Consider the following 13,827-nt stretch of genomic DNA (forward strand, 5'->3'; position numbering starts at 1 on the left):
TCGTGTGCACTTTGTTTTGTGCAAACCGCACGCGAGACCGCGGGTGCAGCGCGCACCCGGTCTTCCCTGCGCCCTCTCATTCTGGGGGCAAGGAATTTCTGGCAAAGCTCGGGCGCACGCGTCGCGAGAATGCGGACGGTCGTCTTTGCTGTTTGAAAATTGAATCGAAGATTTTTTTCGTCGTCCCGGCGAAGGCCGGGACCCATACGCCGCGGCCTATCGGTGAGAGTGCTGGCGTTAGCGACCCTCTTCAACAACAACGGTCACGGAGTATGGGTCCCCCGATGCGCAATTGCGCATCTGAGCTCAAGGCCGGGACGACGAGGACGAGAGAGCGACCCGTCAGCTCGCAGCGCTAGCTTGTCGTCGACGGGCGCACCACGCGCTTGATCTTGTCGGTCGTGTAGCTTTGTCCGCCGATCGAAAGCAGCGGCGGGGAGGCGCTGAGATCGACCGAATCCACGACGCCCTGGACTTCGGTGGAGATCGCCACGTTGTTGCCGGAACTGTCCTTGCCGGTGGCGGTCAGCGTGTAAGTGCCGGCCGGCCACTGCACGCCGTCATTGCCTTTGCCGTCCCAAACGAAACTGCTACCGCCCTGTTTCAGCGCGTAGTTGCCGCTGTAGGCAGTCTGTCCTGCCGAGTTGGTGATCGTGATGGTTGCCGAGGTGTCCTTGTCGCTCTGGAAATTCCAGGTCGCCGACTTGTCGAACGCCGCCTTGCTGCCGTCGACCGCAACCGTGTTGCCGACATAGACCAGCGCCTGGGTCGCCTGGGCGCTCTTTTCGATTTCGAGCAGCGACTTCAACTGCTCGTTGGACTTGAGCTGCTGCTCGACGCCGGCGAACTGCACCAGCTGCTGGGTGAACTGGTTGGTGTCGAGCGGATCCAGCGGGTTCTGGTTCTGCAGCTGCGTCGTCAGCAGCGTCAGAAAGGTCTGGAAATTATCCGCGATCCCCGTCGTCGCGGTCGAGCTCGTGGAGCTGCTGGAGCTCGAACTGCCCGTTGCGGGCGCCGAGACGATCGTCGTCGGCATGGTTGCATCGACTGCCATAACGCTCTCCGTTAAATCCTGATGTCCACGCCGCCGCTCGCTCCGAGCATGCGGCCATAGTTGCGGCCGGCAACCGCTGCCGGAATGCTGTCTTCTTCGCTGACGACCAGGCGATGGGCGTTGGGATTGGACTGGTTGCCGTCGTTCTGGCCCTGCGAGGATTGATCGCGCAGGCTGAATTGCAGCCCGCTATTGCCGGTCGAAAGCCCGGCATTGTCGAGCGCGCGCTGCAGCTGGTTGGCGTCCTGGCGCAGCATCGACAGCGTCTCCGGCCGCTCCACCGTCAGATGCGAGGTGACCTGGCCGTTGCGATCGACATCGATGCGGACGTCGATGCGGCCAAGCTCGGCCGGATCGAGCCGGATTTCGAAACGGCTCTTGCCGCTCTTGGCCGACGCTGCGATTTCCATCGCAAGCCCGCTGAGCGGCACCGCTGCTGATGTCGCGACGGCGACGTTGAGCTGGGGTGCCGGGACTGGTGCGGTGGAAGATGCCGGCTGCTGCGTCAGGATCGCGCCCGCGGCCTGCAAGCCGTTGTTGGATGCGCCAGCCAGCGTCTGGCTGGCATCGGCTGTGACCGGATGCGCATGCGTGGCCGCATGGGCCGATGGTGCCGGGGCGCCGTTGCCTGCGACATCAGCTTTGGCGGCGTCGATGACACCGTTCTCGGCTTTCGGTTGGCCTGTGACCTCGGCCTGCGGCGTGACTGATGGAACGATGGTGCCGGGCGCCGGAGCCGCGGGGGCGGCGATCGTGCCGGCTGCCTTGTCCGGTTCGCCCGATGTTGCAGTGGCTTCCTTCGTGGCGACCGGCGTCTTGGCTTGCGTTGCGGTTTTCGACACGCCGGCAGCCGTCGCGGCCGCGGATGCAGCCAATGCGATGCCTGACGTGACCGTGGTGTCGGCGGGAGCGACCTGCGCGGTGACGGCTATGCTGACCTCGGTCTGGGCATCGATCTTCGCGCCCTCTGTCTTGGCGGCGTTGGCGGTCGCAGCCGGATTTGCGCTGGCATCGGCCGCCGGAGCGGTTGCCCCGGTGAGCGTGGCGGTGGCGACAATGGCGGCGGCGGCGATCGCAAGCGGCGCCGTCGCGGTATCGGTGGGAGCTTTTGCGATCGAGGCTTCCACTGTTGCCGTGGCGACAGGAATCATGGTGGCCACGGCGCTGGCCGTTACCAGTGCTGCCGTATCCTGTTTCGCTTCGGTCTGATCGGTGGCCGCAGCGTCCTCGCCGGAAGCGGGCTTGCCTTCCGCCTTGGTCTCATCCGGTTTCGAGGTGTCGGACTTGGAAGAATCCGGTTTCGTCTTGGAGCGGCGGGTTGCGTCGGTCCTGGTGTCCGCCTCGGCGTTGTCGCGGGCGTTGCTGCCGGCATCGCGGCCGCTGGAATCCTGGCGCGCGTCGCTGCGCGCGGCCTTGTCGGATGCCGCTTTGTCCGAAGCCACCTTGTCCGATGCGCTGTTGTCGCGCGCCCGGTGGTCCGCCGGGCTTTGCGAATCATCGGCGCGGCGCGGCGCAGTGTCTTGGGGACGGTGGTCGCTGTTGGCAGCGGCCTTGTTGCTGTCGACCAGCGCCGCAAAGCTGTCGTTTCCGGCCGTCTGGTCGGAATCCGGCCGCCCCGACCTTGCCGTCGCGCCTTGAAAAGACACGTTTGCCGATAGTTCTGACGTGACACTAACCACGGGCGACCCTCGCGCTGAAACCTTGGCTACCTCTGAGCAAGGACCGGGCCATGCTGGATCTCCAAAAAATATCGTTTTATTTCAATGCCTTATGGTGACGCCGGGTCGCCAGCGGAGGTCCTGGGCTGGCCCCCTTTTCTGCCCGGCGGCAAGATTTGCCGTCTATTGCCGGGCCAAACCCGGTCCGGCTGATTGCCTCCCGGGAATACGGCCTATATTAAAGAGCGGACTTCCGGTCCGGCCTGAAAGGGCCGAAACGGGCCTTAAGGCCTTATATATAAAAGGCTTTTTTGAACTCTTGCCGCGCGGCGCTGCCTCGCGATTGAAGCCGATTGACCTGCCATGCCGAACAGTCTGGACCTCGAAGGCCGCCCCCAGGACACACGGATCGTGGTCGCCATGTCTGGCGGCGTCGATTCCTCGGTGACGGCTGCCTTGCTGAAGTCCGAGGGCTACGACGTGGTCGGCATCACGCTGCAGCTCTACGACCATGGCGCGGCCACCCATCGCAAGGGGGCCTGCTGCGCCGGCCGTGACATTCACGATGCCCGCAATGTCGCCGAGCGGATCGGCATTCCGCATTACGTGCTCGATTACGAAAGCCGTTTTCGCGAGTCGGTGATCGACAATTTCGCCGACAGCTACGCGCTCGGCGAAACGCCGGTGCCGTGCATCGAGTGCAACCGCTCGGTCAAGTTTCGCGACCTGCTGTCGACCGCGCGCGAGCTTGGCGCCAGCGCACTCGCCACCGGACATTATGTCGCCTCGCGGCGTCTCGCTGACGGATCGCGGGCGCTGGTGTGCGCGGCCGACGCCGATCGCGACCAGAGCTATTTCCTGTTCGCGACCACGCGCGAGCAGCTCGACTATCTGCGCTTTCCGCTCGGCGACATGACCAAGCCGCAGGCGCGCGAACTGGCGCGGCGCTTTGGGCTCGAGGTCGCCGACAAGCAGGACAGCCAGGACATCTGCTTCGTCCCGACCGGTCGCTACACCGACATCATCGGCCGCCTGAAGCCCGGCGCGATCGAGCCCGGCGACATCGTCGATCTCGACGGCCACGTCATCGGCCAGCATCAGGGCATTGTTCATTTCACCGTCGGCCAGCGCAAGGGGCTGGGCATCGCGTCAGCCGCGCCGCTCTATGTCGTCAAGCTCGATGCCGCCAGCCGCCGCGTCGTGGTGGGACCGCGCGAGGCGCTGCGGATGGACCGTATCCAGCTGCGCGACGTCAACTGGATCGGCGACGGCGCACTGGAGCGCGTGATCGGCGCAGGCATCGAGATGTTCGTGCGCGTGCGCTCGACGCGCCCGCCGCAGCCGGCGTGGCTGCGCGCGGTCGATGGCGGCTATGAAGTCGAACTCGTCGCCGGCGAAGAAGGCGTTTCGCCGGGCCAGGCCTGCGTGTTTTACGACGCGCCCTCGGGGCAGGCGCGCGTGCTCGGCGGCGGATTCATCAGGAGTGCGACCGCACGGAAGGTTGCGAGGGCAGGGGTGCAGGATATAACGGCGCCACCGCTCGCCGAGGTGATGCGCGGCTAAAAAAATGCGGGGCATAAGGGCGGGGGCTTAAGGGAATGACTGCGGACATCGACCGCGAGGGGGTCGAAAAGGCTTATGGGCGCTGGGCGCCGGTCTACGATCTCGTGTTCGGCAAGGTGTTCGAGCACGGCCGTCAATCGACGATCGCGGAAGCCGACAAGATCGGCGGGCGCATTCTCGACGTCGGCGTCGGCACCGGATTGTCGCTGTCGGATTATTCGCGCAGCACCAAATTGTGCGGCGTCGATATTTCCGAACCGATGCTGCGCCGGGCGCAACAGCGGGTTCGCGCGCTCGGCCTTTCCAATGTCGAAACGCTCGCGGTGATGGATGCCAAGAATCTGGCGTTCAAGGATTCGTTCTTCGATGCGGTGGTGGCGCAATATGTCATCACCGCGGTGCCGGATCCCGAACGCACGCTGGATGATTTCATCCGCGTGCTGAAGCCCGGCGGCGAACTCATCCTGGTCAATCACATCGGGGCCGAAAGCGGCCCGCGGCGCGTCTTTGAACTCGCCTTCGCACCGCTGGCGCGGCGGCTCGGCTGGCGGCCGGAATTCCCCTGGGAACGATTGACCAATTGGGCCGCCAAACATGGCGGCGTCAGCCTGACCGAACGGCGGCCGATGCCGCCGATGGGGCATTTTTCGCTGATCCGCTTCCGCAAGTCCTGAAATTGCAAGTCTTGAAATTGCAAGTCTTGAAATCAGCCGGGAACCTCCGCGGCTGCGGACCGTTTTCCTTGCATGGCAATAAAACGCTCGCTCTTTCTGTCGTGTGTTCTGATGGCGGCCTCCGGCGTGGCGGCGGCGCAAGCCCCGCCGGGTCCGGCCACTCCCCCGGTTCCGACCGCGCCGCCATCGGCTGCGCGGACCGCCAATTGCGCGCCGATGCATCCAGCGCCGCATTCCGGCGCGGCAGCACCGGAAGGCACCACCACCGGCCAGCGGGCCGAACCGCTCGGCGAAAGATTGGCCCGTTCCGATGGTGTGCTGTGCCCGCCCGCCGGCATTGATCCCGAAATGCATGCACCGGCGCCGGGTGGGGGCAAAACGCCGGTGATTCCGCCGCCCGGCAGCCCCGGCGGCGATCCTTCGATCCGGCCCAAATAGCGCCGTTTGCAGGCGCTTTTCGAACCGGGCGGGTTTGCTTGACAGGCCCCCGACCGACTCCTTATATGCCGCGCGTTCGCGACTGCGGTATGTTGAGCCGTGACGGTGAACCGTGGCGAGGTAGCTCAGCTGGTTAGAGCACGGGAATCATAATCCTGGGGTCGGGGGTTCGAGTCCCTCTCTCGCTACCATCATCACCCCCTATGGAACGGGCGGGAACGCGAGCATCCCGGCTAGTTCGGACAGCCTGCCTTTGATGTCGATGGAGAAGCCGCTGGTGTTTGGTTCGGCGTGCACGATCACGTCCTTCACCAGCCGATCCTGAATCCGGCCGCCGCTCGGAAGCAACGGCGCAGACCGCTGCAGGATTACGCGCGCCCGCACGGGCCATCGTCGATCCGGATTTGCGCCCGGCTCGGAGTTTCCCGGATAACGGTCTTGAACGGGATATTGTGCTAGTTCTGTGAACCCATCAGCAGACGTCTTGTAGCATGCCTTCAGAATTAACGGCCGCCATCGAGGAAGCCTACCGGGTCTTCGGCGCGTATCGATTGGGCCGTGACCTCGTCGTATGCCATTGCCGTTGTTGCATGACCGAGGAGACAGAACGACAGCTGGCCAACACGCCCTTGCGGTCAATCCCGGCCGATCTGCTGGCCGAGTACACCAACTCCGCGCATGACTATGACGATGGTCAGGTCTCGCGTGAGCTACGCTACTTCCTGCCGCGTTATTTCGAGCTGATCGCCGCGCATGATTACCCTGACCACATCGGACTGGATATTTGCCTGCGCCGGCTTGGCCAGGCCGACCACCGGAACAAGTGGCCTCGAGCGGAGGTGGAGAGCATCGACCGCTTCTTCGATGCATTCCTGAGCGACAGCCTGACCCGCCTCGACCTGGAGGTGTGGCCTGCTGGATATCGCCTCGCCTTCAATATCAGGAGCGTCGTGACGCTAGTTGTGACCGCAGGCGGCGATATCGATCGGCTGTTGCACAATTGGGTCGGTGCCGAGGACCCGGCCGCGGCCATCCATATGGCCGCGTTGCGCGAGTACGTGATCGAGGAGCGGGATAAGACCTATCTCCACTCTGCCTGCCTGGAGAGCCACGAGGAGGCGGCCAAAACAGTTGGTGAATGGCTATTGCAGCCGAACCTGACGGCACGAATAGAAGCCGCGTTCTTCGCAGTAAGCGATCCCAGACTGCAGGTGATCCTGTCCAACGGAATGAGAACGGCCTAGAGATCAGCTGCTCTGACGCGTGGCTGGATCACGCCAGTTGCGAATTGGCAGGGCGGCGGCTTCATCAGAAGAAATGCACAAGTCCGATGCTCAGGCCGAGCAGCAGGAGCAGCGACAGCGTGACGGCGGCGGTGACCCTTCCGCCGACCGTTGAGAGAACGCGTACGTCGACACCAAGCCCGAGCGCGGCCATCGACAGCACGGTAAGGATGGCCGCGGTTTTTGTCACCGGCGCGACCGCGATGTCAGGCACGAGCTGCAGCGAGCGCAGCGCGGCGAGCACCAGAAAGCCGATGATGAACCACGGCACCAGCTTGAACGGGCTGATCGCAACCGCCCTGGTCGCGTCGGCATGGCGCTTGCGGCGGTGCGCGGCGACGAGCGAGAGGGCGACCACGATCGGCCCCAGCATCAGCACGCGCACCAGTTTCACCAGCGTGCCGATCTGCGTGGCGCCGATACCGGCGGGGACCGTTGCCGCCAGCACCTGCGGGACGGCATAGACGGTAAGACCCGCCAGAATGCCGTATTGCGTCGCGGACAGGGCGAGCAACGGGATCAGCAGCGGCAGGCCCAGCACCATCAAGACGCCGAGGATCGCGGTGAAGGAGATCGACGAGGCGACGTCGTCGCCATCGGCGCCGATCACGGGCGCCACCGCGGCGATTGCCGAATTGCCGCAGATCGAGTTGCCGCAGGCGATCAGGATCGACAGTTTGGTCGGCAGGCCGAGCATCCGGCTGAGGCCGTAGCTGACAGCCAGCATGATGACGACGGTGGCGACGATCGCTGCGACCAGAAGGTAGCCGGACGCCACGATCGCGGCAAAGCTGACGGAAGCGCCGAGCAGCATGACGGCGACCTCGAGCAGCTGTTTGGCGCTGAAGGCAATGCCGGAGCGCCAGCGCTCGGACGGTTGCCAGGCAGTGCGAATCGCCATCCCGAGCAGGATCGCGATGACCAGCGCTTCGACATAGGGGTGGGCGAAGATGCGCTCTTCGACCAGTTGGGCGCCAAGCGAAACGGCGGTGATCGCGCCGCAAAGTGCGATGCCGGGAATGAGGGCCAGGCTGCGCCTGAAAGCGCCTGGGTCCGACCTTATCCCGTCCGTCTCGTGGTCTTGTTGCGGCACATGCCCCCCGTTTTGGAGAACAGTTTATGCGCCAGCCTGCTCGGCTTCACCAATAAATTTTCGATTCAGCAAGATAGGGAGAGTATTCTTCTTCCGGCTTCCAGCAGGGGCGGGCGCATCGCGTGTGCGCCCTAGAGCAACCCGAACAGGCCCTGCGCCCACGCCACGGCCTGCCCGAAGCTGAAAGCGCCCGGCTCGAAGTACATCGCGCGTGCCAGCACGATGACGCCGACCAACCCCCAGAACAGCCCGACACCGGCCGATTTCAGCCAGTTAGAGTCGCGTTCCGGCGCGGCCGCCGAATCGGCGGTCGGGACCAGTTCTCCAAAGGGATCGAAGGCGGGCGGGCTCATGACGGCTTCCATTGCACGAGCCCCTAATGTCGCCCAGTTCGGCCCGGAAGCAAGGGTAGCGGTATGCAATCTGCGGCCAGAATGTGGAAGTCCCTTTCCCGCCACCGTTCGGGGGTAGGGTTTTCTTCTCCTGGCCCACAATTCATGCCGCTTGACCCGGCCGTATTCCCAGCCACACTGGTGCGAATCCGAAACAGGAGCCGTCCATGGTATTTCTCATTACCGCGCTCGATACATCGGGAACCGTGACCTTGCGGCGGGAGTCGGTGCTGGCCGCGATGAAAAAAGCCGATGAACTGATATCGGACGGCTGCTGGGACGTCGAAATCGTTACGCCTGACGGCGCCACCTACCATTCCGGCGAGTTTGACCAGTTGAGAGAACGGGTATCAGGCCGCCCAGCACTGTCCGGCGCCGTCGACGCGCAGCACCTGTCCTGAGACGAACGCCCCCATCGGCCCCGCGAACATTTCGACGACGCGCGCGACTTCATCGACGGTGGCGATGCGGTCGAGCGTGCCGGTTTCGACCAGACGATTTTGGTCGACCGCGCGCGTGCCCATGAAGCGGCCGGTACGGGTGTCGCCCGGCGCGATGCAGTTCACATTGATGTCGTAGGAGCGCAGCTGATCGGCGAGGCAGCGCGTGTAATGCGTCATGCCGGCTTTGGCGACGGCATAGATCGAACCGTTGGTGCGGCCCTTGAAGGCCGCGACCGAGCCGATGGTGACGATGCGGCCCTGGCGCCGCTTCATCATCTCCTGCGCCACCGCCTGGCAGGTCAGGATCGTGCTGAGCAGATTGCGATCGAGCACCGCGCGCACGTCCTCTTCCTTGATGCCGATGGCGTCGTTCGGATCCGGCTTGCCGCCCTTGGCCGCGATGTCGCCGCCGGCATTGTGGACGAGGATCTCGACCGGCCCCAGTTCTCGCGTCGTGGTCTCGACCACGCGCGCGATGTCGGCACCTTGCGTGAGGTCGCCGAGCACGCGAATGGTGCGCACGCCATGCGCCTTGGCGATATCTTCCGCGACCGCCGTCAGCGTCGATCCCTCGCCATATTCCGCCGGTCCGTTCTCGCGCATGCCGTGGATCGCGACGTCGGCGCCCATCGCAGCCAGTTTTTCGGCGAAGGCGCGGCCGAGCCCGCGGCCCGCGCCGGTCACCAATGCAACCTTGTCCTTGAGCGTCCGAGCGCCGTCGCTGGATGTCATGATGTCTTCTCCTGGATGTGAATGTGTCAGTGTGATCAGCGGCGGCATCCGCTGGTGCCGGAATGCGCCTTAATTCTTGATCGCATAGAGCGGCGTCCTCACCGTCAGCTGATAGGACGGCTTCGGCGTCCAGGCGATCTGCGCGGTGACGCCGAACAGGCGGTTGTCGTTATCGTCCATGCGATCGAGATCGAGCCGTACGATCGGCTGGGTGAAGGCCGGGAACGGCGTGAGATTGAGAAGCTGCGCACCGCCGAACGATTGCACGCCGAAGCGGCCGGTCAGCTTCCAGTTGTTGTCCCACTGATAGTAGCCGCCGACATAGCCCACATAGCCAGGCTTCACTTCAGCGAATATGGAATCGACGATGATTTTTGTGTATTGCGCGCCGGCGAGCAGTCCCCGCGTTTCATCCGGGTTCAGCGCGTAGCCGAATTCGAGGATCGTATTGTAGGAGGTCGTGGCCAATGGCGCGTCGGAAATCGATCGCGATGCATTGCTTTGTATCGTCACCGTTGGAAACATGCCGCCGTTTTGCTGATAGAGGTCGGCCTGAAATCCGACCGTAAAGCCGTAAATATCGAACGACGACCAGGGCAGGCTGCCCGATTGAGACGAAGCGCCGCTGACGCCGCCATAGACCGACAGCTGCTCGTTGACGTCAACCGTCACGGGAATGTCGAGATTGATGCTTCGGCTGGCCGGCGACGACAAGGTCCCGAGCGATGTCAGGTTCGACAGCGTCGACAATAGTGGCGGCGCGCTGAAGCCGATCGAGAGCGTACCGGCCGGCAGGGTGGTGTAGATCGTCCGCAAGTCGAGATAGATGTTAGGCAATACCGGCTTCGGCTTGGCCGGCGCATCTTCGTCCTCGCCATTGTCCTTGCTGTTGTTTTGGCCGGACGCCAGACCGGAACAGCACAGCGACATCAATATCCCGAGCGCCAGCCGCCGGCCGGTTCGCGCCGGCCGGGTGTGCGCAAATCTCATTTTCAATCGAACCTGCACCGGCCCACTCGCATCCAAGGCAGCCGCTTTCCGGCAACAGCTACGCAAGCCCATGGTAACGGATTTGCGGACGCCGCACCATGAGGACCGGGCGAGCGTTATCGGCCGTTCTTGTCCGCCGCCTTGACGGCCACCGCCAGCGCCACCTTGGTCTGCTTGACGATATCTTCGACCAGCTCTTCCCGGCTGACATTGGCAAGCTGGCCGGTGAGAAGTCCCTGTTCGGCCAGCATCACCACGCCGTGCAGCGCGGCCCAGATTTGCAGGGCGCTGCGTTCGCGCAGCAATCCGACCGCGGGCGCTTCGAGGGATTCCAGCAGCAGCTCGAAGGTTTCCATCGCGGCAACATGCAGCTCGCTGCCCTTGGGTGCGCATGCCATGATCCGTGAGGCGAACATCAGGCGGTAGACGCCGTTGCGGCGAAGACCGAAATCCAATGTGGCTTGCGCCAGGCGCGACAGCTTCGAACGCCTGGAGGGTTTTCCGATCGACTCGCGCAGGATGGCGTTGAACTGGCGGAAGGCTTCGGCCGTTACCGCCGTGAGCAGGCTCTCGCGGTCGGCAAAATGCTTGTAGGGAGCCGGCTGCGAGACGCCGAGCCTCTTGGCCAGCGCGCTGATGCTGATCGCTTCGGGGCCGCCGAGTTCCACTTCCCCGAGCGCGGCCTGAACCAGGGCATCGCGGAGATCCCCGTGGTGATAGGTGTTGAGCGCTTTACGTGCGGGGCGAGGTGGCATTCAGTGTAATGATCTATAACTTTCCGCTTGACAGCACAATCGCGACGATAATGTAATACGGTATAACTTGAAGAGGCGGACCGGCCGCAGTTGGTAACGCCCAAATCAACATGAGGAAATGCGACGCGCCGGTTGAGCGCGCGCGGCTTGAAGGAGCGCTCGCATGTCGGGAAAGCTGAAGATCCGCGTCGATCAGGACAAATGTCAGGGACACGCACGCTGCAAGTCGCTGGCGCCGGAACTGTTCGAGCTCGACGAATTCGGCAATGCCCATGAAGTCGGCGACGGTTCGGTCCCCGCGGGCCTGGAAGACAAGGCCTGGCTCGCCCAGACCAATTGCCCCGAAATTGCGATCGAAGTGCAGGAAGAATAGGGGCGATAGTCCGGTCCTGAAATCAAGCTCGTCCTGAACGAACCAAGCAAAAGGAATTTGCGCGATGTCCGATTCCGTCAGCATGATGCCCGAACATCCTCCGGTCACCGATTGGGTCAACGATTTCGATCATACCGATCCGCGCTGGACCGAGAATCCGTTTCCGATCTGGGACGAGTTGCGCAACGAATGCCCGGTGGTGCACACCAAGCGTTTCCTCGGCTGCTATCTGCCGACCACCTATCAGGCGGTGAAGGAGATCGCCTACGACACCGAGCATTTCTCCTCGCGGCGCGTCATCGTGCGCGACGTGCGGCCCGAAGTGACGCGAAACGCCGCGCCCCCGATCACGTCGGATCCGCCCGAGCACAAGCCCGCCAAGCAACTGCTGCTTCCGCCGTTCACGCCGGACGCGATGAAGAAGCTGGAGCCGCGGGTGCGCGCCATCTGCAACGAGCTGATCGACGAGTTCATCGCCGACGGTCAATGCGACGCTGCGGCGCGCTACACCAAGCATGTGCCGGTGCGCGCCATCGCCCACATGCTCGGTATCCCCGAAAAGGACGGCGATCTCTTCGTCAACTGGATCCACATGATCCTTGAGCTCAGCATCAAGAACGAGAGCATGCTGATGCAGGCGGTGCAGGAGATGAGCGCCTATTTCGCCGGCCATATCGAGTATCGCAAGACGCATCCGACCGACGACCTGATCTCGACGCTGATGAAGGCCAAGGACAAGGACGGCAATCCGCTGGAGGATTCCCAGGTGCTGGGCTCGCTGCGGCTGCTGCTGATTGCCGGCATCGACACCACCTGGAGCGCGATCGGCTCCTCGCTGTGGCATCTGGCGAATACGCCCGCCGACCGCGACCGGCTGATCGCCGAGCCGGAGCTGATGCCGAGGGCGATCGAGGAATTCCTGCGGGCCTATTCGCCGGTCACGATGGCGCGCGAAGTGATGAAGGAAACCACTATCAGCGGCTGCCCGGTCAAGCCGGGCAACATGGTGCTGCTGTCGTTCCCGGCGGCCAACCGCGACCCCGCGATGTTCCCGGATGCCGACAAGGTGGTGATCGACCGCAAGGAAAACCGCCATGCCGCGTTCGGCCTCGGCATTCACCGCTGCGTCGGCTCCAACCTCGCGCGCATGGAAATGACGGTCGCGATCGAGGAATGGCTGAAGCGGATTCCGGACTTCAAGCTCGATCCGGCCGGCAAGGTCACCTGGTCGGAAGGCACGGTGCGTGGCCCGCGCCAGCTTCCGGTGCTGTTCGGCAAGAAAAACTGAGCAGGAACTGAGCCTGCTTCGGGCGCGGCGCGCCGGCAATTTCGACCGGATTGCCCGCGCGTTCACTTGATCTCGATTTTGGCTTCTCTGGCGACCACCTTCCAGGCCTCGATGTCGCGCACGTTGATGTCGCGCTGCCGGTCTCCGGGGATGAAGTCCGCGGTGACGCCGAGCGCGAGCAGCCTTTCGGTCATATCCGCTTCGGCGATCGACTCCTGCAGTGTAGCTGAAAGCTTCTTCGCGGCGATGTCGGGGATGCCAGCGGGCGCGTACATGACCCAGGACAGGCTGCGCTCAAAATCGATCCCCTGGTCCTTGTAGCTTGCGACTTCAGGCAGGCTTGGCGAGCGATCCCCGCATGTGCCCAGCGCCTTTACTTTTCCATCCTTCACCAGCGGCGTCGCCGTCGCCATATCCAGCGTGCCGAGCGAGATGTGGCCACCGATAAGATCATTGGCAACCTTCGCCGCGCCGCTGAACGGCACGTGTTCGAGTTTGATGCCGGCTTTCTGCGACAGGATTTCCGCGCAGAAATGTCCGGTCGAGCCGACGCCCCAGGATCCGTACTGGATCTGATCGCCCTTTTTCGCCATCGCGATCAGGCCGCGCAGGTCGCTCGCCGGAAAATCCTTCGAGGCCACCACCAGGATCGCCGACGTTCCGATGCGGCCGATGACTGCAAAATCCTTGATCGGGTCATAGGGCAGGCTGGTATAGGACGCGGGCGCAAGCACATGCGTGGTCATGCCGCCGATCATGATGGTGTAACCGTCCGCCGGCGAGGTCGCGACCATCTGCGTGCCGATGGTGCCGGCCGCTCCCGTGCGGTTTTCGACGAAAATGGTCTGCCCCAGGCGCTTGCCCATCTTGTCGGCCAGCAGCCGGCCGATGACGTCGCCGCCGCCACCGGCCGCGAACGGCAACAGCATTCTTATTTTTCTGGAGGGATAGTCCGACGCGTCCTCGGCCCTTGCCGAACAGGTGGCCAGGACGAGCATCAGCAACGTCAGCATCGTTGTGCGGAACTTCATACGCAACTCCCTTGGGTTTCCCGGTACTTGTTTTTTTGTTAGCGGTCGTCAAAGCTGGCA

At 63.6% G+C, this 13,827-nt stretch carries 15 protein-coding genes and 1 tRNA gene; 8 read left to right on the forward strand and 8 right to left on the reverse strand.

Going from position 1 to position 13,827, the window contains the following annotated elements; genetic code table 11:
- Positions 1 to 355: 355 nt before the first annotated feature.
- Entirely contained in the window at positions 356 to 1,054 is a 699-nt protein-coding gene (locus JQ611_RS27290; protein WP_212390620.1) for a flagellar hook assembly protein FlgD, read from the reverse strand.
- Between the two features lie 11 nt (positions 1,055 to 1,065).
- On the reverse strand, positions 1,066 to 2,700 hold the full coding sequence (locus tag JQ611_RS42765) for a flagellar hook-length control protein FliK (protein WP_212467140.1): 1,635 nt from the start codon (positions 2,698 to 2,700) through the stop codon (positions 1,066 to 1,068).
- A gap of 375 nt (positions 2,701 to 3,075) precedes the next feature.
- On the opposite strand from JQ611_RS42765, the gene mnmA reads away from it, so the two are divergent.
- The 5 genes from mnmA (at position 3,076) to JQ611_RS27320 (ending at position 6,631) form a co-directional block, all read left to right on the forward strand.
- Positions 3,076 to 4,275, forward strand: a complete 1,200-nt coding sequence (gene mnmA, locus JQ611_RS27300; protein WP_212390622.1) for a tRNA 2-thiouridine(34) synthase MnmA — start codon at positions 3,076 to 3,078, stop codon at positions 4,273 to 4,275.
- Positions 4,276 to 4,310: 35 nt separating this feature from the next.
- Positions 4,311 to 4,949 carry a class I SAM-dependent methyltransferase gene (locus tag JQ611_RS27305; RefSeq protein WP_192737539.1) on the forward strand — a complete coding sequence of 213 codons (639 nt, stop codon included), beginning with the start codon at positions 4,311 to 4,313 and terminating at the stop codon, positions 4,947 to 4,949.
- Positions 4,950 to 5,021: 72 nt separating this feature from the next.
- On the forward strand, positions 5,022 to 5,387 hold the full coding sequence (locus JQ611_RS27310; protein WP_212390623.1) for a hypothetical protein: 366 nt from the start codon (positions 5,022 to 5,024) through the stop codon (positions 5,385 to 5,387).
- Between the two features lie 114 nt (positions 5,388 to 5,501).
- Positions 5,502 to 5,578: transfer RNA gene (locus JQ611_RS27315), tRNA-Met, on the forward strand.
- Between the two features lie 300 nt (positions 5,579 to 5,878).
- Complete coding sequence (locus JQ611_RS27320) at positions 5,879 to 6,631, forward strand: hypothetical protein (RefSeq protein WP_212467141.1); 753 nt, start codon at positions 5,879 to 5,881, stop codon at positions 6,629 to 6,631.
- A 64-nt stretch (positions 6,632 to 6,695) separates the two neighbouring features.
- Here the strand turns inward: JQ611_RS27320 and JQ611_RS27325 are convergent, their stop codons facing one another.
- Positions 6,696 to 7,763: a putative sulfate exporter family transporter gene (locus JQ611_RS27325; protein WP_212387423.1), complete on the reverse strand. Its 1,068-nt coding sequence runs from the start codon at positions 7,761 to 7,763 to the stop codon at positions 6,696 to 6,698.
- A gap of 131 nt (positions 7,764 to 7,894) precedes the next feature.
- Positions 7,895 to 8,116: a hypothetical protein gene (locus tag JQ611_RS27330; RefSeq protein ID WP_211997678.1), complete on the reverse strand. Its 222-nt coding sequence runs from the start codon at positions 8,114 to 8,116 to the stop codon at positions 7,895 to 7,897.
- A 206-nt stretch (positions 8,117 to 8,322) separates the two neighbouring features.
- On the opposite strand from JQ611_RS27330, the gene JQ611_RS27335 reads away from it, so the two are divergent.
- On the forward strand, positions 8,323 to 8,556 hold the full coding sequence (locus tag JQ611_RS27335) for a hypothetical protein (protein WP_212262986.1): 234 nt from the start codon (positions 8,323 to 8,325) through the stop codon (positions 8,554 to 8,556).
- Here the strand turns inward: JQ611_RS27335 and JQ611_RS27340 are convergent.
- From JQ611_RS27340 to JQ611_RS27350, 3 genes are all read right to left on the reverse strand, one after another.
- Positions 8,506 to 9,330, reverse strand: a complete 825-nt coding sequence (locus tag JQ611_RS27340) for an SDR family NAD(P)-dependent oxidoreductase (protein ID WP_212467142.1) — start codon at positions 9,328 to 9,330, stop codon at positions 8,506 to 8,508. The genes JQ611_RS27335 and JQ611_RS27340 overlap by 51 nt on opposite strands.
- Before the next feature lie 69 nt (positions 9,331 to 9,399).
- On the reverse strand, positions 9,400 to 10,320 hold the full coding sequence (locus tag JQ611_RS27345; protein WP_249133492.1) for a hypothetical protein: 921 nt from the start codon (positions 10,318 to 10,320) through the stop codon (positions 9,400 to 9,402).
- A 116-nt stretch (positions 10,321 to 10,436) separates the two neighbouring features.
- On the reverse strand, positions 10,437 to 11,075 hold the full coding sequence (locus JQ611_RS27350) for a TetR/AcrR family transcriptional regulator (RefSeq protein ID WP_212387426.1): 639 nt from the start codon (positions 11,073 to 11,075) through the stop codon (positions 10,437 to 10,439).
- Positions 11,076 to 11,238: 163 nt separating this feature from the next.
- Here JQ611_RS27350 and JQ611_RS27355 point away from each other — a divergent pair, with 163 nt between their 5' ends.
- On the forward strand, positions 11,239 to 11,448 hold the full coding sequence (locus JQ611_RS27355; protein ID WP_192740598.1) for a ferredoxin: 210 nt from the start codon (positions 11,239 to 11,241) through the stop codon (positions 11,446 to 11,448).
- 64 nt (positions 11,449 to 11,512) lie between these two features.
- The gene (locus JQ611_RS27360) at positions 11,513 to 12,736 is read left to right on the forward strand and encodes a cytochrome P450 (RefSeq protein ID WP_212467143.1); all 1,224 of its coding nucleotides are present in this window, start codon (positions 11,513 to 11,515) and stop codon (positions 12,734 to 12,736) included.
- 62 nt (positions 12,737 to 12,798) lie between these two features.
- On the opposite strand, the gene JQ611_RS27365 is transcribed toward JQ611_RS27360, so the two are convergent.
- Positions 12,799 to 13,767: a tripartite tricarboxylate transporter substrate binding protein gene (locus JQ611_RS27365; RefSeq protein WP_212467144.1), complete on the reverse strand. Its 969-nt coding sequence runs from the start codon at positions 13,765 to 13,767 to the stop codon at positions 12,799 to 12,801.
- Positions 13,768 to 13,827 lie beyond the last annotated feature (60 nt).

The organism is Bradyrhizobium sp. AUGA SZCCT0182 (assembly GCF_018130185.1).
GTDB lineage: Bacteria > Pseudomonadota > Alphaproteobacteria > Rhizobiales > Xanthobacteraceae > Bradyrhizobium.

Coding starts and splice junctions, on each gene's coding strand:
- JQ611_RS27365 (WP_212467144.1), bottom strand. CDS start 13,767: ATGAAGTTCCGCACAACGATGCTGACGTTGCTGATGCTCGTCCTGGCC.
- JQ611_RS27310 (WP_212390623.1), top strand. CDS start 5,022: ATGGCAATAAAACGCTCGCTCTTTCTGTCGTGTGTTCTGATGGCGGCC.
- JQ611_RS27290 (WP_212390620.1), bottom strand. CDS start 1,054: ATGGCAGTCGATGCAACCATGCCGACGACGATCGTCTCGGCGCCCGCA.
- JQ611_RS27330 (WP_211997678.1), bottom strand. CDS start 8,116: ATGAGCCCGCCCGCCTTCGATCCCTTTGGAGAACTGGTCCCGACCGCC.
- JQ611_RS27335 (WP_212262986.1), top strand. CDS start 8,323: ATGGTATTTCTCATTACCGCGCTCGATACATCGGGAACCGTGACCTTG.
- JQ611_RS27320 (WP_212467141.1), top strand. CDS start 5,879: ATGCCTTCAGAATTAACGGCCGCCATCGAGGAAGCCTACCGGGTCTTC.
- JQ611_RS27360 (WP_212467143.1), top strand. CDS start 11,513: ATGTCCGATTCCGTCAGCATGATGCCCGAACATCCTCCGGTCACCGAT.
- JQ611_RS27355 (WP_192740598.1), top strand. CDS start 11,239: ATGTCGGGAAAGCTGAAGATCCGCGTCGATCAGGACAAATGTCAGGGA.
- JQ611_RS27345 (WP_249133492.1), bottom strand. CDS start 10,320: ATGAGATTTGCGCACACCCGGCCGGCGCGAACCGGCCGGCGGCTGGCG.
- JQ611_RS27350 (WP_212387426.1), bottom strand. CDS start 11,075: ATGCCACCTCGCCCCGCACGTAAAGCGCTCAACACCTATCACCACGGG.
- JQ611_RS27305 (WP_192737539.1), top strand. CDS start 4,311: ATGACTGCGGACATCGACCGCGAGGGGGTCGAAAAGGCTTATGGGCGC.
- JQ611_RS27340 (WP_212467142.1), bottom strand. CDS start 9,330: ATGACATCCAGCGACGGCGCTCGGACGCTCAAGGACAAGGTTGCATTG.
- mnmA (WP_212390622.1), top strand. CDS start 3,076: ATGCCGAACAGTCTGGACCTCGAAGGCCGCCCCCAGGACACACGGATC.